The organism is Aeromonas enteropelogenes (genome assembly GCF_020097295.1).
GTDB lineage: Bacteria > Pseudomonadota > Gammaproteobacteria > Enterobacterales > Aeromonadaceae > Aeromonas > Aeromonas enteropelogenes.
The window spans coordinates 812,505-830,111 of the sequence record NZ_CP083625.1 but is presented as its reverse complement, the minus strand read 5'-3'; the positions used below and the strand labels follow the sequence as shown (position 1 = coordinate 830,111).

The following is a 17,607-nucleotide window of genomic DNA, read 5'->3' as shown; positions in this document are numbered from 1 at the left end:
TCTGGATGTCCAGACATATTTACCGATGCAGTACAGGGAGTAAGCATGCCGATCAAGATTCCGGATCAGTTACCCGCCGCCGAGGTGCTGGGGCAGGAGAACATCTTCGTGATGACGGAGTCCCGGGCCGTCACCCAGAATATCCGCCCGCTGCGGGTATTGATCCTCAACCTGATGCCCAAGAAGATCGAAACCGAGATCCAGCTGATGCGGATGCTCTCCAACTCGCCGCTGCAGGTGGATGTGGATCTGCTGCGCATCGACGATCGGGAGTCGAAGAACACGCCCCGGGCGCATCTGGAGAACTTCTATCACGACTTCGAACAGGTGCGTGGCAACAACTATGACGGCATGATCATCACGGGGGCGCCGCTCGGGCTGGTGGAGTTCGAGGAGGTGGTCTATTGGCCGCGCATCGTCGAGATCATCGAGTGGTCCCATCAGCACGTCACCTCTACCCTGTTCCTCTGCTGGGCGGTGCAGGCGGCGCTGAAAGCCCTCTATGGCATGGAAAAACAGACCCATGGCGACAAGCTTTCCGGCGTCTATCGCCACCATCGCCTCGACGAGCACGAGCCGCTGCTGCGCGGCTTCGATGACGAGTTCGTGGCGCCTCACTCCCGCTATGCGGCGTTCGATGGCGACCTCATCCGCGCCCACACCGATCTGCAGATCTTTGCCGAATCAGAGGAGGCGGGGGTCTATCTGGCGGCGACCAAGGATTGTCGCCAGGTGTTTGTCACCGGCCATCCCGAATACGACGCCCTGACTCTGGATGGGGAGTATCAGCGGGATCTGGCAGCCGGGCTCGATCCCGCCATTCCGGTCAACTACTACCCGAACAATGATCCGAGCCAACCCCCGAGGGCCAGCTGGCGCAGCCATGGTCACCTGCTGTTTGCCAACTGGCTCAACTACTACGTCTACCAGCTCACCAGCTATCGGGTGGAAGATATCGGCAAGGTGTTTACCTACGAGAAGGGCGGCAACCAGTGATCAACCGCCAGCCAGCCTGAGGGTCAGGGCATCTAGCCAGTGGCGATGGCAGGCCAGGGCAAACGCCTTGGGTCTGCGGGCCCTGATGGCTGCCATGGCCTCTTCCTGGGATTGACCCAGGGAAATCAGCAGGGCGGCGGCAACCAGACCGGTGCGGCCGCTGCCGCCCTTGCAGTGAATGACCAGGTGCTTGCCATCGCCAAGCAGCTCGCGCAACTGCGGCAGCGTCTGCAACCAGGCCTGCTCGAATGCCGTGTCGGGGGCCTTGTCATCCTCGATGGGCAGATGGAACCAGCGCATGCCTTCACGCTCGACCTGTGCCCCCAGGTTGCCCAGGCCGTGGCTGATCAGCTCGGCCCCCGTCATCATGGTCACGACCCCATGAGCGCCGGCCAGCCTCAGCTGCTCGAGGGCCTGGGTCAGCGCAACCTGCTGGGTGCCCGGACAGGGGGTCAGCAGCAACTGGCCATCGACGCGGGGAACCTCCAGGCTCCAGAAGGGATGAGACGGGTGCATGGTGGATCCTCATGAATGGGGCAGGCCCGGTGAATGGCGCCAAGCATAGGTGGGCCGGGCGCGATGTCAACGGTCGTTGTGTTTGCCCGGGTTTACGGGCAGAGTCTAAAAAATTTAGCGGTTCAAGGAGTTAAGATGAGAAACCTGGATCAACTGGATTTGGATATCCTGGCCCATCTGTTTCGCGATGCGGGCATGACCAACAAGGATCTGGCTGCTCTGGTGGGCGTGGCCCCCTCCACCTGCCTGGAGCGGGTGCGCAAGCTGCAGCAAGACGATGTCCTCAAGGGGGCACACTGCGAAGTGGACTACCAGGCTCTCGGTGGTCACATCCAGGCCATGGTCTCCCTGCAGCTGGCCCGCCATAGCCGCCAGATTATCGATGCCTTCCGCGATGCCATCCTGGCGCTGCCGGAGGTGATCAGCCTGTTCCACATGGGGGGCAAGGACGACTTTCTGGTGCACCTCTGCGTCGCCGATACCGAGCACCTGCGCAATTTCGTGTTCGATCACTTCACCTCCCGCGAAGAGGTGGTGCATCTCGAGACCTCCCTGGTGTTCGAGCACAAGTTCAGCCGCTCCCTGCCCTGCTTTCCCCAGGCCTGATCTCCGTTTTCAAGGCACAAAAAAACCGCCGGCTGGCGGTCTTTTTGTGGGCGGTGATCGCTCAGTTGGCGGCGGTACGCTGATCCGGCGCCGTCCGGTAGAGCCCCTGCTGATAGGCCATGCTGCCCCAGAGCACCAGCCCGAGGGCGGTCTCCTTCATCGCCTCCGGTTGCGGAGCCGGGGTCAGCTTCTCGCTGGCGGCGTCATAGACGAATCCTTCCGCCGCCCGCTCCGGCTGCAGGATCACCACATCCTTGCCACGCATCAGGGCGAAGTTCTTGTCGTACTGCATGATGGCTCGCCCCGGCCAGTCGGCGGGCATGCGGGTCAGATCCTTGCCGAGCATGGGGTAGTCGGCGCTTATCCCCATCAGGGAGAGCAGGGTCGGCGCCATGTCGATCTGGCTGACGATCCGTTTGTCCTTCTTCGGCGCTATGCCATCCCCCAGGATGACCCCGGGAATGTGGAAGCGGGGAATGGGCACCAGGCCGGCGCCGCTGATCCGGCTGTCGTGATCGGCGATGACCAGAAACAGGGTGTCTTTCCAGTAGTCGGACTGCTTCGCCTTCTTGAAGAATTCGCCGATGGCGTAATCTGCATACTTGGCCGCGTTGTTGCGGGTCTGCTTGGGCTGTTCATAGAGGGCGATGCGATTGTCCGGAAACTCGAACGGATCGTGGTTGCTTGAGCTGAACACCAGGCTGAAGAAGGGTTTGCCCTCCTTGTGCAGTGCCCGGAAGGTCTCGTCGGCCTTGGCCATCAGATCTTCGTCCGATGCGCCCCAGGAGCCCTTGAATACCGGATTGTCGAAGTCTTTCTGCTCGACGATGGTGGTAAAGCCATTGCCGAGGAAGAAGCTGCGCATATTGTCGAAATGACTCTCGCCGCCGTAGATGAAGCTGGTGTCGTAACCGCGCTGTTTGAGCAGATCCGCGATGGTGAAGAAGTTGGTCTGGCTCTTGCCTAGCTTGACTACCGCCTGGGCGGGGGTCGGCGTGAAGCCGGTTAGCACCGCCTCGATACCGCGTACCGAACGGGTACCTGTGGCATAGAGCTGTTCGAAGGCCCACCCCTCCTGCGACAGGGCATCGATATTGGGGGTGAGTGGCCGCCCGCCGAGGGAGCCGACAAACTGGGCTCCCAGGCTCTCCTGCAGCAGGATCACCAGATTCTTCGGCTGGCCGCCATAACTGGCTTCGTTGAAGGTCTGGCTGGGCAGGCTGTCGGAGCTGAATTCGTGGGGTTCGCGGCCGCTCTCCTGGCGCACCAGCTCCAGGATCCGCTGGCGTGGCAGCTCGCCGTAAAACTGGCTGGCATCCTCTTCGGCCCCCATCTGCTTGATGGCGAAGAAGAGGGAGTAGGCGGAGTTGACGGTCAGGGAATTGACCAGGGGATCATCGGCAAAGGCCACCATGGCCGGATTGAGGGCGCGGTGCCCCAGGCTGGAGCGGGCACCGAGGAAACCGATGGCCAGGATCAGCAGGGCAAACGCCGGACGCAGATACCAGCGCGGAAAGCTGATGCCGCGCATCAGTCGACCGCTTAGCCACCAGCTGCCCGTCAGCACGGCGCCGCTGAGTACTAGAGTCAGCAGCAGCTCTCCCTTGCGACCCGCCCACAGCATGGCGAACACCTCCTTCGGATAGATGAGGTACTCCACATAGAGGCGATTGGGGCGCACCCCGTATTCGCTGATGAAGGAGGGGGTGGAGATCTCGAGAAAGAGCATCAGCCAGAGCCCCAGGGTCAGCCAGACCCGCATCAGTTGCAGCCAGATCCTGCCGATGGCATGAGGGCCCGCCAGCAGCAGGGTCAGCATGGCGGGAACGCCCCAGACCCAGCAGAGAGTGGCGAAGTCGACTCTCAGCCCCTGCAGCAGCATCTCCTGCCAACCGGCGACGGCATCGACTCGCTCCAGCTGCCAGAGACCGAGGGCAATTCTGCCAAGGGTGAGCGAAAAAAGGGCGAGCGCACAGAAAACGGCAAAGGGCCAGAATGGCCCCAGCCGTTGCTTGAGGTTTGTCATAATTGTTCCTGAATGAGCCTGTAAACGTCTGTCCGCAGACGTTTTTTTATTTGTTGTGGCAATATGACAGGGGGGGCGCCGGAAGGTTGCATCCCGGTTTGAGAAAAGAGGTCATCCTCATGCCTCTTATGCAAAATTGTGAGTTTGATCGCCTCTGGTGAACAGCATATCCTACTGTATGAAATGTGAGCTATGGCGCGAATGGGCGGTATATCCCTTCTTATAATGGCGAAAATTTCTCAATCGGAGCCGAAGGGATGCCGGTCTTTATCGATGTGGAATATTTGCAGGGATGGCGCCTGTTTGTCGTGCTCTCCGACGGCACCACGGGGGCGCTGGATCTCACTCCCTGGTGTACCCAGCCCCTGTTTGCGACGCTCGATTCGGAGCGGCGTGTTGCCCGTGTCTTCATCAACCGCCACCACCAACTGGAGTGGCCAGCCGGTTGCACCCTGTCGGCCCACGAGGTCTACCACCTGATCATGCCCATCGACGAGCGGGAAGCCTTCAGTTAACAGGCTTTGCACTTGTTCTTTGTCCGAGCGTCATTATGCCGGTCATCGCGAGTGACGGTTTCGCCCCGGTCACTTTCACCCTGTTTTCGAGAGCATGGCGAGCCTTTCGTTGCGTGCGCCCCATGGACGACTCCCGAGATAAGTCTGGCTAACCCACTGAGACAGATAACGTTTTCAGTCACAGACAGGCGCAGCCATGGGCCACTATCATGGCTGAAAACGGGTGCATCAGGCACTTGCGCTCACAGCGGGAACATAACAATGAAACAGGGAATGTTGCGTCATGGCGGCCTCATCGGAGCCGCCCTGTTACTTTCTGCCTGTGGTGGCAGCGGCACGGCGGGCGGGGAGGCTGGCACACCGGTCGTCAACCCTCCGATTGCCCATCCTCCCGTGGTAACGGCCAGTCGCGCCTGTTACGGGGATGCTCAGCCAGCCTGCAACTTGCGCATCTATCAGGTGATGGTGGAGTCCTTCGTCGACGGGGACGGCGGCGCCAACTACGGTGTCGGCTACGGCCCCTCCCAGCACAACGGCGATCTGCAGGGGATCATCGACAGCCTCGACCACATCAAGAGCCTCAACGTCAACGCCATCTGGCTGACCCCGGTATTCGACTCCTGCGCCGGTCAGGGCGGGGACGACAGGCTGGACGCCACCGCCTACTTCGCCTGCGACTTCTTCAACGTGGATCCCAACTTCGGCAGCAACGCCCTGCTCAAGAAACTAGTGGATGGGGCGCACCAGCGCGGTCTCTATGTCTTCCTCGACGGGGTGTTCGGCCACGTGGGCAAGGTGGGGGTGAGCAAGCCCTCCCCCGCGGGGCGCCTGCCCGCCCTCAAGAGCGGCGGTGCCGGCTACCCGGGCCAGCTGGTGGATTACAGCCAGCCCGAGAGCCTGGCCTACTTCAAGGAGGTGGCCCGCTACTGGGTCGAGCAGTACGGCATCGACGGCTGGCGCCTCGATCAGGCTTATCAGCTCGGCCTCATTGAGTGGCGCGCCATTCGCGCCGAGGTGGAGCGGGCCAGCGCGGCGCGCAAGGCGGCTGGCCAGCAGTGGGGCACCCTGGGTTACATGGTGGGGGAGGTGTGGAAGGGGGTCGACGAGATCCGGGCCCAGGCCTACGGGCCGAGCGACAACCCGGCGCTCTCCTCGGCGTTCGACTTCCCGCTGCGCTACGGTCTGGTACAGGCGCTGGCGGTGGAGGAGTCCGGCAAGGGCGGCCAGGGGGCCAGTGTGCTCGACGCCAGCTGGAACAAGGTGGAGAACTACCCGGACTACGCCATGCCGAATCTGATGCTGGGCAACCACGATCTGGTGCGCTTCGGCGATCTGCTGGAGCGCGGCAACTTCAATCCGGCGGATTACTGGCAGCGCCACAAGGCGGCCTTCAGCTTCCTGGCGGCCCGCTCCGGCCCCATCACCCTCTACTACGGCGAGGAGTTTGGCGACGAGGTGCCTGGCTTTGCCAATCAGGTGGGTGGCGATTGTGCCGCTCAGGGGCTCTGTGACGATCACGTGGCCCGCAGCGACGGCAAGGTGCCCGGTGCCACCGGCTTTGTGCCGAGCGGTGAGCAGGCCGAGCTGAAGCAGTGGCTCAGCCAGCTGCTGGCCCTGCGCGCCGCCCACCCCGCCCTCTATCAGGGAGAGCGGGTCAAGCTGGTGGCCGAGGGGAGCGTCTATGGTGACATCAAGCAGACGGCGGGCGAGCAAGTAGTCTACCTGCTCAACGTCTCCACCACGCCCCAGAGCTATGCGGTGCCGGCCAGCAAGCTGCGCAGCGGCAGCGCCCTGGTAGATCTGCAGAGCGGCGAGCGCCTGGCTCTGGGCGGCGGCAGTGTGACAGTAGAACTGTCCCCCCTGACCGGTCGCTTCCTGTTGTTGCAATGATTCGGTTGCAATAACACGGCTGCAATGATGACAGCGCAATAACGCCAAGGGCCCCATGACGGGGCCCTTGGCGTTTGCTCAGGCGGCGGCGCTCTGGCCCCGGTTTTCCAGGCGCTGGCGAAAGGCGCGGGCGAGGCGTTCATAGAGATCGGTTGCCTCCCTGTCTTCGATGTCTCCCCTGATCCAGGGGTTGTCGATGATCTCCAGCAGCACGCAGTCACGCCCCTGCTGGCGCAGATCCACCCCGAACAGACCGTTGCCAAGCTGGTGGACGGCGCGGCGAGCGGTCTGCAGCACCCGTTCCGGCACCTCGGTGAGTGGCAACGCCTCGATGCGGCTCATGTCGAGGGGATGCTTGCGGCGGCGGATGCGGTTGCCGGGCTCGGGGCGATAGCGGCGGCAGGCAAACAGCGGCGAGCCGTCGAGAAAGCCGATGCGCCAGTCGAACTCGGCGGGGATCCGGCTCTGCACCAGCAGCAGGGCGGAGCGCCCCAAGCCTTCGTCCAAGAGGCGCGCCAGCTGTTGCTCGTCGCTGGCCATGGCGAGGTCGCGCCCCTGGGCGCCATCGGGCACTTTTACCATCAGTGGCAGGCCGAGCCGCTGCACCAGCTCGTCCACATGGTGGCGACCGCGGCGGGTCACCACCATGGTGGGGGGCATGGGCACGCCGCTGCGCACCATCAGCTCGTAGAGGTAGAGCTTGTTGCTGCAGGCGAGGATGGCGCGGGAGCTGTCGATCACCGGCATCTTGAGCTGCTCGGCGCGGCGGGCAAACTCGAAGGTGTAGTGGCCGACCGCCGTTTCGGCACGCAGCCAGAGGGTATCGAACTCCGGTAGCCGTTCGATGGCGGAGGGCGCCAGGATCTCGGCCTGGATCCCCTGGGCGGCGGCGGCCTCGATGAAGCGCGTCAGTGCCAGTGCATCGCTGCTGGCGCGGCCGTCGGCGGGGTCGACCAGGATGGCGAGCTGATAGAGGGGGGCTGCCTGCTCCTCGTCGGCGGTGCCCACCAGCGCCTGGGCGTGGTGCAACATCAGGGCCTGTTCGCTCGGGCTGAGTTCCAGCGGGGAGAGGCTCTGCTGCTGGCGCACCGACCAGCCGTGGCGGCCGCGCTTGAGGGTCAACTCCTGCAGCGGCAGCTGGCTCAGGCCGTAGTAGTAGCGGGCCAGCCCCGCCAATTCGCTCTGTTCGCTCTGGCCGAAGATGGCGCGCACCCGGATCCTGTCATCGCTCTGCTGGGCCAACCACCCCTGCAGCTTGCGCCACAGCTTGGCGGGCGGTTGCTGGGGTTGCAGCACGCTGATGGCCTGCAGGCCGGGCAGGCAGTGGTGACCGCGGGCTTGGGCCAGCAAAGAGCAGTAATAACCCGCGCTCAGGTGATCCAGATTGCGACAGAGGTTGATGATGCGGGGGCGACCGCCGGTGGTGGGCACACCGTGTTGCAGGTAGGTGCGGGCGGTCAGCAGATAGTCGGCATGGCAGGGCCAGTCGCCCAGCTCTTCGACGATGACATAGGTACTCATATTTTCGGCTCCACAGAAAGGACTGCCTGAAACGGCAGGATCCCCAGTGGGCTTCGATGCACCGACAAGCACGACAATGGCGCGAGGGGAAACAAGAGGTTACAGTGCCTAATATCTGCCTTGGTAACTTGTGATACAAGTCGCATTTTTGGTGCTGAAGATAAATAACCGAACAAGGACTCCCCGTGTTGACCGTACGAGCGGCCCGAACCGATGATGTGGGCGCCATCGTTAAGCTGGAGCGTTACTGCTTCCCCCCCGAAATCGCCTTCGGCCGCAGCCGCTGGCACTATCTGCTCACCCGGGCCAGGGGGCGTACCCTGCTGCTGCTGGATGAGAAGGAGCAACTGATGGGGTATCTCAGCCTGCTGGAGCACAGGGGCTGGGATCGACTGGTGGTGCAGACCCTGGCCATCCGCTGGACGGTGCGCCGCCTCGGCTGGGCCCGTCGTCTGCTGGAGCAGGTGATCCGCGAGGGGCGGGAGGCCGGCTGGGGGGCCATCCGGCTCGAGGTCGGCGAGAGCAACGAGGCCGCGCTGGCCCTCTATCAGGGACTCGGATTCAGGTTGCAGCAGAGGCTGCCGGATTACTATGGCCATGGCCAGCATGCCCGGCGGCTGGTATTGCCGCTGAGGGAAGAGGGGGCCAGCGGCCAAACGCGAGGACACCAGAGTGAGGCGGCACCCACCGCCGAAGGAAAGGGGCGGGAGCGCCGGGATGAGCTGCGATAACTGCCTGGCCACCGCCATCAAGGCCAAGCTGGGGCGCTGCCCCGTGTGCGCCGCCCAGACCTTTGCCATCGGCCTCGCCGGCTGGCTGGCCTGGTGGTGGTTTGGCGCCGACAGCTCGGTCAATGCCCTCACCAGCCTGCTCTTTGCCCTTGCGGGATCGGGCCTGTTTGCGCTGCACCTGCTGGTGTTTCTCTGGCGCAAGGGGACGGGCCGCGAGCTGGATGAAGAATGACATCGAATGGGTTCAAGAAGACAGATAACAATGGAGGTTCAGATGATAGCAATGGTAACGGGCGCGTCGTCCGGATTCGGGGCGGCCATCAGCCGCCTGCTGGTGCAATCGGGCTACCGGGTGATAGGCACCGGTCGCCGCGGTGAGCGCCTGGCGGCACTGGCGGACGAACTGGGGCCAGACTTTATGCCGCTGGTGTTCGACGTGCAGGACAAGACCGCGACCCGGGCCGCCATCGAGGGGCTGCCTGCCGCCTGGCAGGAGGTGGATCTGCTGGTCAACAACGCCGGACTGGCCCTGGGGCTGGAGCCTGCCCACAAGGCACATCTTGAAGACTGGGAGCAGATGATCGCCACCAACATCAGCGGTCTCACCCTGCTGACCAGGCTGCTGCTGCCGGGCATGGTCGAGCGCAATCGCGGTCACGTGATCAACATCGGCTCCATCGCCGGCACCTATCCCTATCCGGGTGGCAATGTCTACGGCGCCACCAAGGCGTTCGTGAAGCAGTTCAGCCTGAACCTGCGCGCCGATCTGGCGGGCACCGCTATCCGGGTCACCAATGTGGAGCCCGGTCTGTGCGGTGGCACCGAGTTCTCCAACGTGCGCTTTCACGGTGACGATGCCAAGGCGGCTACCGTCTATCAGGGGGTCGAGGCAATCCAGCCGGAGGATATCGCCAATACCGTGCTCTGGGTCAGCCAGCAGCCCGCTCACGTCAACATCAACCGGATCGAGATCATGCCGGTGGCCCAGACCTCGGGTCCGCTCCATATCAGCCGTCGCTAAATCACGGTGGCGTCGAGCAAATGAAAGGAGGCACCCGAGGGTGCCTCCTTGCTTTGGTGCGCCCCTTACAGGCTCATGATCTTCTTGAACTCCTCTTCCGAGTACTTCTTCTCCGTGCTCTTGGTGAGATCCGTCATCAGCTTGTAGCGCAGATCCTTCGCCATCTGGTAAGTCTGCTCCAGCTGGCCGTAGGAGTAGTCGGAGGCCAGTTCCTCCGCCGTGGCCTTGTCTTTGCTGTAGGCCTGTTTCAGCGTCTGATCGAGCAGCGCCACCTCCTTGTAGAGTTTGCTGCTCTCCTTCTGCCAGACGCCCCGCAGCAGCGGCAGGTACTTGTCCGGATTGGTGCCGGCCAGCGCAGTCAGGCTGCGGAACTGCCAGTAGGCGGAGTCATCGGAATAGGTGTCGCTGCCGGTGCGATAGGGCAGGGGGTAGGATTGCAAGGTGTTGTAGAGCGGCACCATCACGGATTCCGCGAGCACGCCATAGCTCTGCCAAATCAACCCCTGGAACTCCCTGGGCATCTCCTTGCGCAGCTGGATGACGTGGGATTCGAGCTGACGATCGATGCGGATCGGCCGCTCCGCCTTGCCGGCCAGCGGCGTCCCCTCATAGGTGGCACTCAGCACCCTGGCCACATCGGCCACGGCGATGGGGGCATCGGGTTTCATGAAGAGCGGGTACTGCTCCTGGCGGGTCGGCTGCTTGTGAGAGGCCGTCAGCATCTGCTGGCCGAGCCACTCCCGATCCACGTTGTAGGGGTCGGCCACCACGCCGAACGCCTTGGCGAAGTTGAACGATGCCGGGTCGGCCTTGTCCAGCAGCTTGTGCTGTTGCACGAACTCCAGCAGCTTGGGCGAGTGCAGCACATCCGGGCTGTCCAGATTGACGCCGTGGATGCGGAGGCCGTTGGCCACCATGGCATAGCTGTCATCCGGCACCCGCACCGCGATCCAGTGGTGGCCCGATCCTATCTCCATCAACCAGGCCTCGTTCACATCCGCCAGATAGAGGCTGTTGCCCTCACCGGCACCATATTTCTCCACATAGTCGCCGAGCAGTTTGACCCCTTCCTTCGCGCTCCTGGCCTGGGGCAGGATCAGGGTGGGGATGATGGCCTCGATGACCCCCTTCTCGATCAGCGGATCGGCCTTCTTGGCCCGTTCGTTGACCTCGGCACTGGTGGTGGCCGAGATGGCGACGTTGAACTCGTTGATACCGCGCTCCTCGTAATACTTGCCAGCGGGATCCAGGGTGACGGCATCCCAGTCATGGATCGAGGAGTAGGCCAGGAAGGCCTTGGGCATGGGTACTTCCAGCCCGTTGCCCAGTCGCCAGACCTTCTCCTCGTTCTGCTTGGCGGGGTGGAAGGCGAGGTACTTGTTCCAGTTGTTGATGCCGAAGTCTTCGTTTCTGGCGATCATCACGCTGCCATCCGTGCTGGCGCCCTTGCCGACGATAAGGCCGGTGCAGGCATCGGCACTGGTGCCAAGCAGGGTGAACAGGGTGGCGGAGAGCAGGGTCAGAGAGTGTTTTTTCATAGAGTTGCCCGAGTCATTGTGGTGGGTAAAAGTCAGGCGGTGGGATGGATAGCTGTTGCCGCAGGCCAGAGGCGGCACAGGCAGGTGCCGGTGAATAGGTCTGTAAATTTATCAATATGCAAACATTTCATCCATAACACTGCTTGCAGGTCATATTCTGCGCTAAGGATTGTATTTCGTTGTGGTCATTTGTTTTGTGATCTTGCCGCCAATCCCTGCTTTTTGACGCAGCCGTGACCTGATGGCGGAGCCCGAGGGGAAAACCAGGGGGCTGAGGAGTCATGATTCTGACGCCGCTGATCCTGCCATCCGGTGCATTCCCCATGTCGGCAGGCTTGTGGGCCCGTTTGCCAAGTTGGCCTGTAACTTGCTGGTTTTATTGACAATGGTGAGGCCTGACGCCTCACGTCACCGAATCAGCCCACCCGTCATGCAGACTGGAGCCCTTTTTATGGATATCAAACCCTACAGCCAGCAGCTTGCCCAGAGCGCCTCCAACTCCCGCGCCCTTGCCACCCTCAGCAGTGCCGGGGCGGGTGGTCAGGGGAGCGGCTGGGAAGAGCTGGTCAGCCTCTCCTCCCAGCGGATCACCGGTCAGGCCCAGCAGGTGCTGACCTATGAGCACCTGGCGAAGAACAGCAAGCTGCCTCCCGCGCTGGACATGAGCTCCGACAAGGGGGCCGTGATGCAACAGCTGGTGGACAAGGCGCTGGGATTTGATCGCAAGAAGTACAACGAGCTGGAAGAGCAGTTGCAGACGATCGCCGGCGACAAGACCCTGACCGCCGAGGAGCGGGAGCAGCAGAGCAAGACGCTCAAGGAGCAGCAGGAGGCGATGCTCAAGGAGGCCATGGATCGTCTGACCGGCAAGACGAGCAAGAGCGAGACTGCCACAACGGCCTGAGTTTGTGTTGCCGGATGCCCGCCAGCCTTGCCGGCGTCGGCCAGCATCGGCCACCGGCGGGCAAGATACTGCCACCCGTTTTGACCTCACTTCCCTGCAGGCGCACAATGTTCCGGCATCGTTCAAGCCGAGGAGTCCGCCGTGTACAACTTCCAATATGCCAATCCGACCCGCATCTGCTTCGGTGAAGGTCAGATCGCCAGCCTGCCGGCGCTGATCCCGCAGGGTAGCCGTCTGCTGGTGCTCTACGGGGGTGGCAGTATTCGGCAAAACGGCGTCTATGAGCAGATCCGCCAGGCTTTGGCCGGCATGGAGTGGCAGGAGTTCTCCGGCATCAGTGCCAATCCCAGATACGAGCGTCTGATGGAGGCGGTTGAGCTGGTCAAGCGCGAGCGCATCGACTTTCTGCTGGCGGTCGGGGGCGGTTCAGTGGTGGATGGCACCAAGTTTGTTGCCGCGGCGGCCTGCTACGAAGGGGATGACCCCTGGGATATCTGTGCCAATCAGGCGGACGTTGCCAGGGCGTTGCCCCTGGGCTGCGTACTGACCCTGCCGGCCACCGGCTCCGAGAGTAATCCGACCGCAGTGGTGAGCCGGGGGGATGCCAAGATCTCCTTCAGAAGCCCACTGGTGCAGCCACAATTTGCGGTGCTCGATCCCGCCACCACCTACAGCCTGCCCGCCCGCCAGACCGGCAACGGGGTGGTGGATGCCTTCGTCCACGTCACCGAGCAGTACCTCACCTTCCCGGTTGGGGGCGAGGTGCAGGACAGGCTGGCGGAGGCCCTGCTGCAGGTACTGGTGGATAACGGCCCCAGGGCGCTGCAGGAGCCGGATAACTATCAGGTACGCGCCAACCTGATGTGGGCCGCCAGTCTGGCGCTCAATGGCCTCATCGGCTGCGGGGTGCCGCAGGATTGGGCGAGCCACGCCATCGGCCACCAGCTGACGGCGCTCTACGGGTTGGATCATGGCCAGAGTCTGGCGGTGGTGCTGCCCTCGCTGCTGCGGGAGCGGGCGGCCCAGAAGCAGGAGAAGCTCGCCCAGTTTGCCGAGCGGGTATGGCACTCGACCCGGGAAGACAAGGCGCTGCGCATCGAGGAGGCGATCATCCGCACCGAGCAGTTCTTCCAGCAGATGGGGTTGCCGACCAGGCTGGCCGCTTACGATCTCGGCGAGAGCTGCATCCCCGCCATCTGCTCCAACCTCAAGCGGGTAGGGCGCACCGCCCTGGGGGAACAGCAGGACATAGACACGGACGTGGTGGCGCGGATCCTGGTTCGGGCGCTGTGAGCCCGTTCTGGCAGGAGTGCAACGACAAGGGCCGCATCATGCGGCCCTTGTTGCATCCCGAGATTCGATTACTCGGTTCTGGCCTTGAGATAGCCGGCGTAATCGGGGATCTGCACGCTGAATTTTTGCTGCATGTGGGGGCTGTCCATGATGAAGTCGGCGGTCGCCTCGTTGGTGGCCACCGGGATGTTCCACACCGCCGCCAGGCGCAGCAGGGCCTTCACGTCCGGATCGTGGGGCACCGCATTGAGGGGATCCCAGAAGAAGATCAGCACGTCTATCTTGCCCTCGGCGATCAGGGCGCCGAGTTGCTGGTCACCGCCCATGGGGCCGGAAAAGAGGCAGGTGATGGGTAACTGGGCATTTTTGCCGAGCATGGTGCCCGTGGTGCCGGTAGCATAGAGGTGGTGGAGCTTGAGCTCCTCCTTGCGGCGCATCACCCAGTTCAGCAGGGCGGTCTTCATGTTGTCGTGAGCCACCAGGGCGACCCGCTTGTGAGGGGCCATCTCGCGTGCGATCTGTTCCATGGAAAATGTCCGTAATCATGTGATGGGAAGAGAGGCGTATCCTAAACGAAAGCCGTGGCGCTTGCTGTACCGGTCGCGCTAACTGTGATCCTGGCGGACAGTTTTGCGGGCCGGCAAACGAAGACACCCGCCGTGGCGGGTGTCGGATTGCCTGCATGGGGCTCACTCAGGAGTCGTGATGCAGCTGGGATTGCTGGTAGTTCTCCAGGCCGATGCGATCGATGAGATCGAGCTGGGTCTCCAGCCAGTCCACATGCTCCTCTTCATCTTCCAGTATGTCCTGGAACAGGTCGCGGCTGACGTAGTCCTGCACCGACTCGGCGTAGGCGATGGCCACCCTGAGATCGGGGATGGCGTCCAGCTCCAGCGACAGGTCGCAGCGCAGCATCTCCTCCACCGTCTCACCGATGCGCAGCTTGCCCAGATCCTGCAGGTTGGGCAGCCCTTCCAGAAACAGGATCCGCTTGACCAGTTCGTCGGCGTGCTTCATCTCATCAATGGACTCGTGATACTCCTTGTGCCCGAGCGCCTTGAGGCCCCAGTCATCGTAGATGCGGGCGTGGAGGAAGTATTGGTTGATGGCAATCAGCTCATTGGCCAGCACCTTGTTGAGGTGGGCAATGATCTTGGGATCTCCTTTCATCGACAGTGCTCCTTGGTTCGTGCCTGCGGCCTCGATCGTTAGAGCTTAGTCGAGAAAAGTGACAAAAGAAGGTCAGACGAGCCTGCTCGTCTGATGGGAGGGGTGAGTCGGCAAAGCCGACAGATGGCCGGATCAGGCAACTTCGTAGTAGAGCGGAGGTTGCTCCTTGGCCAGTTTGTCGAGCTCGGTGGCGATGATCTCCATGGTCATGCGCACACACTTGCCACACTGGGCGCCGACTTCCAGCTCCTGCTTGAGCTGGCGAAACTCGCCGCTGCCTGCCTGTACCGCCTTGCGGATCTGGGTATCTGTGATGCCTCGGCACAAACAGACATACATAGTGATTACCTCATGCTGCAATGAGAGAAATCTAAATGAGAATGGTTCGCGATGCAAATAACCATTGGTAATAAGTTGCCCCGCTTGCCACTCATCCACCCCTTGGGGACAATGCCCTGTCACAGAGGGGGATCATCATGCTCAAGAAACTGTTCGGCGCCCTGTTCGGGAGCCAGTCACCGCAAGCCGCCGAGGTCACGCCCACCGAATACGCCGGTTATCTTATCTACCCCGAGCCCATGGCGGAGGGGGGCCAGTACCGGTTGGCTGGGCGCATCACCAAAGAAGTGGACGGCACCCTGCTGACCCACAGCTTCATCCGCTCCGATCTGTTTGCCAACCCGGCAGATGCAGAGCGCTTCATGGTGCAGAAGGCCCACATCTTCATCGACCAGATGGGGGATCGCATGTTCGAGCCCAGGGTCAAACCGGGCGACAACACCGCATCATGACGCCATCAGAGGTGGGAGACTTGCGACAATGCCTGGCCCGTACCGGTGAGCGGCGGCTGATCTGGCTGGAGGGGGAGCAGACCGACTGTATCGCCCGTGCCGATGCCCTGCTCGGCGAGGCTGTCTTTTGGCTCGGGGAGGGGCCTGCCTGTCATAACCCCCTGCCGGCAGCCAAGGCGTTGCAGCGACTCGGGCAGGAGTGCGACACCCTGGTGCTCAACGCCTTCAGCGGCTTTCACCCCGACGCCTTCGGGGCGTTGGCAGGTACCCTGCGCGCTGGCGGTCTGCTGCTGTTGCTGACTCCGCCGAGGGTGCAATGGCCCGGCTACCCGGACCCGGATCGGGGGCGGCTGGTGGCCCGGCCCGAAGAGGCCGCGCAGGCGGGGCACGGCTTTATCGCCCGGCTGGTGCGGTTGCTGGAAGGGGATCCGGCGCTCTCTTTGCTGCCCCGGGACGATGGCGAGCCCTGGCAGCCGCTGGGGCCCGATCGCCCCTTGAGCGACGATCAGGCCCTTGCCCTGCCCGCCATCCACAAGGTGCTGCACGGCCATCGTCGCCGTCCGTTGGTGCTGAGCGCCGACCGTGGCCGTGGCAAGAGCAGCCTGTTGGGGATCGCCGCCGCCGAATTGCTGCGCAGCCAGCCTGACCTGCAGATAGTGGTGACGGCCCCCTCCCAGGGGACGGTTGCCACCCTGTTTGATCATGCGGCCAGAAGGCTTGGCACCACGGTGGAGAAGCTGGCTGGCCTTGCGTATTGCTCGCCGGATCGGCTGGTACACGAGGGGCTGCAGCCCGATCTGCTGCTGGTGGACGAAGCCGCCGCCATCCCGACCCCATTGCTGGAGGCCATGCTGGCCCGGCACAGCCGAATCGTCTTCGCCACCACGGAGCACGGTTACGAGGGGACGGGGCGCGGCTTTCATCTGCGCTTCAAGCGGGTGCTGGACAGGGAGACGCCGGATTGGCAGGAAGTTCACCTGGCCTCGCCGATCCGCTGGAGTGCCAGGGACCCGCTGGAGCCGCTGGTGTTTCACCTGCTCGGCCTCAACGCCGAGGTGGCGGCGCCCTTGCCACCGACCCACCCGCGCTGGCGGATGATCGAACAGGGGACACTGGCGGAGGACGACGCGCTGCTCAACCAGGTATTCGGCCTGCTGGTGCTGGCCCACTACCAGACCACGCCAAGTGATCTCAGAGCCCTGCTGGAGAGCCCAAGCCTCGACATCCACCTGCTGGAAGAGGCGCAGAGCCTGCTCGGGGTGGCCCTGGTGGCGCGGGAGGGCCAGATAGAAGCCGAGCTGGCGGAGGCGATCTGGGCCGGCCGGCGGCGACCGCGCGGTCATCTGCTGCCCCAGTCCCTGCTGGCCCACGCGGGGTGCAAGACGGCTGGGGAGCGCAGCTACGCCAGGGTGATGCGCATCGCCATCCATCCCGAGCTGCATCGCCATGGTCTCGGTTCGCTGTTGCTTGGCCAACTGGAGGCTTACTACCGCCAGGCGGGTCTCGACTACCTCGGCTCCGCCTTCTCGGCCAGCGCCGATCTGCTGCCATTCTGGCGCAAGGCAGGGCTGGTGGTGCTGCGCATCGGGTTGCAGCGGGATGCCGCCAGCGGCAGCCACGCCGCCCTGCTGCTCAAGGCACTCAAGGTGGAGCATGAGCCCGAGCTGGCCCTGTGGCGACGGCGTTTCGTGGCCCAGTTGCCGACCCTGCTGGCGGGGGAGCTCAAGGGGCTGGACCCAGAGCTGGTGTGGCAGTGTGTGCAGGGCAGCGAGCCTGTCTCGGGTGAGCCGGACGAGTTCGTGTGTGATGAGCTGGCCTGCTTTGCTCACCATCACAAGCCGTTCGAGCTGTGTCAGCCCAGCCTGCAGCGCTGGCTGGCGGGCAATATTGACCGGCTCGCGCCGCTAATGGCCGACGAGCGCCATCTGCTGATCGCCACCATCTGGCAATATGCAGACTGGACCCGTCTGGCCGGCCGGCTGCAACTGGCGGGCAAGCCTGCGCTTATCAAGGCGCTGCGTGCCCTGCTGGCCCGTCTGCTGTAACCGTTGGCAACTTCCCCTTCAACGAAAACGACCCGCCAATTGGC

18 protein-coding genes are annotated in these 17,607 nt (G+C 63.2%); 11 read left to right on the top strand and 7 right to left on the bottom strand.

Features of this window, described 5'->3' with window-relative positions; genetic code table 11:
- The first annotated feature begins 45 nt into the window (after window positions 1–45).
- Complete coding sequence (metA, locus tag LA321_RS03850; protein ID WP_042072700.1) at window positions 46–996, top strand: homoserine O-acetyltransferase MetA; 951 nt, start codon at window positions 46–48, stop codon at window positions 994–996.
- Here metA and LA321_RS03845 read toward each other — a convergent pair whose 3' ends face one another.
- The gene (locus LA321_RS03845; RefSeq protein ID WP_042072699.1) at window positions 997–1,512 is read right to left on the bottom strand and encodes a cyclin-dependent kinase inhibitor 3 family protein; all 516 of its coding nucleotides are present in this window, start codon (window positions 1,510–1,512) and stop codon (window positions 997–999) included. It lies immediately after the preceding gene.
- A 135-nt stretch (window positions 1,513–1,647) separates the two neighbouring features.
- Between LA321_RS03845 and LA321_RS03840 the strand changes: the two genes are divergently transcribed.
- Complete coding sequence (locus tag LA321_RS03840; RefSeq protein WP_026456350.1) at window positions 1,648–2,118, top strand: Lrp/AsnC family transcriptional regulator; 471 nt, start codon at window positions 1,648–1,650, stop codon at window positions 2,116–2,118.
- Between the two features lie 61 nt (window positions 2,119–2,179).
- Here LA321_RS03840 and LA321_RS03835 read toward each other — a convergent pair whose 3' ends face one another.
- Entirely contained in the window at window positions 2,180–4,144 is a 1,965-nt protein-coding gene (locus tag LA321_RS03835) for an LTA synthase family protein (RefSeq protein WP_042072697.1), read from the bottom strand.
- 257 nt (window positions 4,145–4,401) lie between these two features.
- On the opposite strand from LA321_RS03835, the gene LA321_RS03830 reads away from it, so the two are divergent.
- Both LA321_RS03830 and LA321_RS03825 read left to right on the top strand, forming a co-directional pair.
- On the top strand, window positions 4,402–4,659 hold the full coding sequence (locus LA321_RS03830) for a DUF2442 domain-containing protein (protein ID WP_026456348.1): 258 nt from the start codon (window positions 4,402–4,404) through the stop codon (window positions 4,657–4,659).
- A gap of 261 nt (window positions 4,660–4,920) precedes the next feature.
- Window positions 4,921–6,549, top strand: coding sequence for an alpha-amylase family protein (locus tag LA321_RS03825; RefSeq protein ID WP_042072695.1), 1,629 nt, complete (start codon window positions 4,921–4,923; stop codon window positions 6,547–6,549).
- A 78-nt stretch (window positions 6,550–6,627) separates the two neighbouring features.
- Here the strand turns inward: LA321_RS03825 and LA321_RS03820 are convergent, their stop codons facing one another.
- Window positions 6,628–8,070: a RimK family protein gene (locus LA321_RS03820; RefSeq protein ID WP_042072692.1), complete on the bottom strand. Its 1,443-nt coding sequence runs from the start codon at window positions 8,068–8,070 to the stop codon at window positions 6,628–6,630.
- 185 nt (window positions 8,071–8,255) lie between these two features.
- On the opposite strand from LA321_RS03820, the gene LA321_RS03815 reads away from it, so the two are divergent.
- From LA321_RS03815 to LA321_RS03805, 3 genes are read left to right on the top strand one after another with little or no spacing between them, the layout of a single operon-like run.
- A complete protein-coding gene (locus LA321_RS03815) occupies window positions 8,256–8,801 on the top strand; it encodes a GNAT family N-acetyltransferase (protein ID WP_042072691.1) in 546 nt (181 codons plus the stop codon).
- Entirely contained in the window at window positions 8,788–9,033 is a 246-nt protein-coding gene (locus LA321_RS03810) for a DUF3624 domain-containing protein (RefSeq protein ID WP_042072689.1), read from the top strand. Before LA321_RS03815 ends, LA321_RS03810 begins: the two co-directional genes overlap by 14 nt.
- Window positions 9,034–9,075: 42 nt before the next feature.
- Window positions 9,076–9,822: an SDR family oxidoreductase gene (locus tag LA321_RS03805; protein ID WP_042072687.1), complete on the top strand. Its 747-nt coding sequence runs from the start codon at window positions 9,076–9,078 to the stop codon at window positions 9,820–9,822.
- Window positions 9,823–9,887: 65 nt separating this feature from the next.
- Here LA321_RS03805 and LA321_RS03800 read toward each other — a convergent pair whose 3' ends face one another.
- Window positions 9,888–11,360, bottom strand: a complete 1,473-nt coding sequence (locus LA321_RS03800) for a C69 family dipeptidase (protein WP_042072712.1) — start codon at window positions 11,358–11,360, stop codon at window positions 9,888–9,890.
- A gap of 451 nt (window positions 11,361–11,811) precedes the next feature.
- On the opposite strand from LA321_RS03800, the gene LA321_RS03795 reads away from it, so the two are divergent.
- Together LA321_RS03795 and LA321_RS03790 are read left to right on the top strand one after the other, a co-directional pair.
- On the top strand, window positions 11,812–12,264 hold the full coding sequence (locus LA321_RS03795; protein ID WP_042072685.1) for a hypothetical protein: 453 nt from the start codon (window positions 11,812–11,814) through the stop codon (window positions 12,262–12,264).
- Between the two features lie 141 nt (window positions 12,265–12,405).
- Entirely contained in the window at window positions 12,406–13,557 is a 1,152-nt protein-coding gene (locus tag LA321_RS03790; RefSeq protein ID WP_042072684.1) for an iron-containing alcohol dehydrogenase, read from the top strand.
- 68 nt (window positions 13,558–13,625) lie between these two features.
- Here LA321_RS03790 and LA321_RS03785 read toward each other — a convergent pair whose 3' ends face one another.
- The 3 genes from LA321_RS03785 to LA321_RS03775 form a co-directional block, all read right to left on the bottom strand.
- Window positions 13,626–14,084, bottom strand: coding sequence for a methylglyoxal synthase (locus tag LA321_RS03785; protein WP_026456374.1), 459 nt, complete (start codon window positions 14,082–14,084; stop codon window positions 13,626–13,628).
- 166 nt (window positions 14,085–14,250) lie between these two features.
- On the bottom strand, window positions 14,251–14,727 hold the full coding sequence (gene bfr, locus LA321_RS03780) for a bacterioferritin (RefSeq protein ID WP_042025922.1): 477 nt from the start codon (window positions 14,725–14,727) through the stop codon (window positions 14,251–14,253).
- A 132-nt stretch (window positions 14,728–14,859) separates the two neighbouring features.
- The gene (locus LA321_RS03775; RefSeq protein WP_026456376.1) at window positions 14,860–15,066 is read right to left on the bottom strand and encodes a bacterioferritin-associated ferredoxin; all 207 of its coding nucleotides are present in this window, start codon (window positions 15,064–15,066) and stop codon (window positions 14,860–14,862) included.
- 137 nt (window positions 15,067–15,203) lie between these two features.
- On the opposite strand from LA321_RS03775, the gene LA321_RS03770 reads away from it, so the two are divergent.
- The gene (locus LA321_RS03770; RefSeq protein ID WP_042072681.1) at window positions 15,204–15,518 is read left to right on the top strand and encodes an HlyU family transcriptional regulator; all 315 of its coding nucleotides are present in this window, start codon (window positions 15,204–15,206) and stop codon (window positions 15,516–15,518) included.
- The gene (locus LA321_RS03765; protein ID WP_042072680.1) at window positions 15,515–17,563 is read left to right on the top strand and encodes a tRNA(Met) cytidine acetyltransferase TmcA; all 2,049 of its coding nucleotides are present in this window, start codon (window positions 15,515–15,517) and stop codon (window positions 17,561–17,563) included. Before LA321_RS03770 ends, LA321_RS03765 begins: the two co-directional genes overlap by 4 nt.
- Window positions 17,564–17,607: the final 44 nt, after the last annotated feature.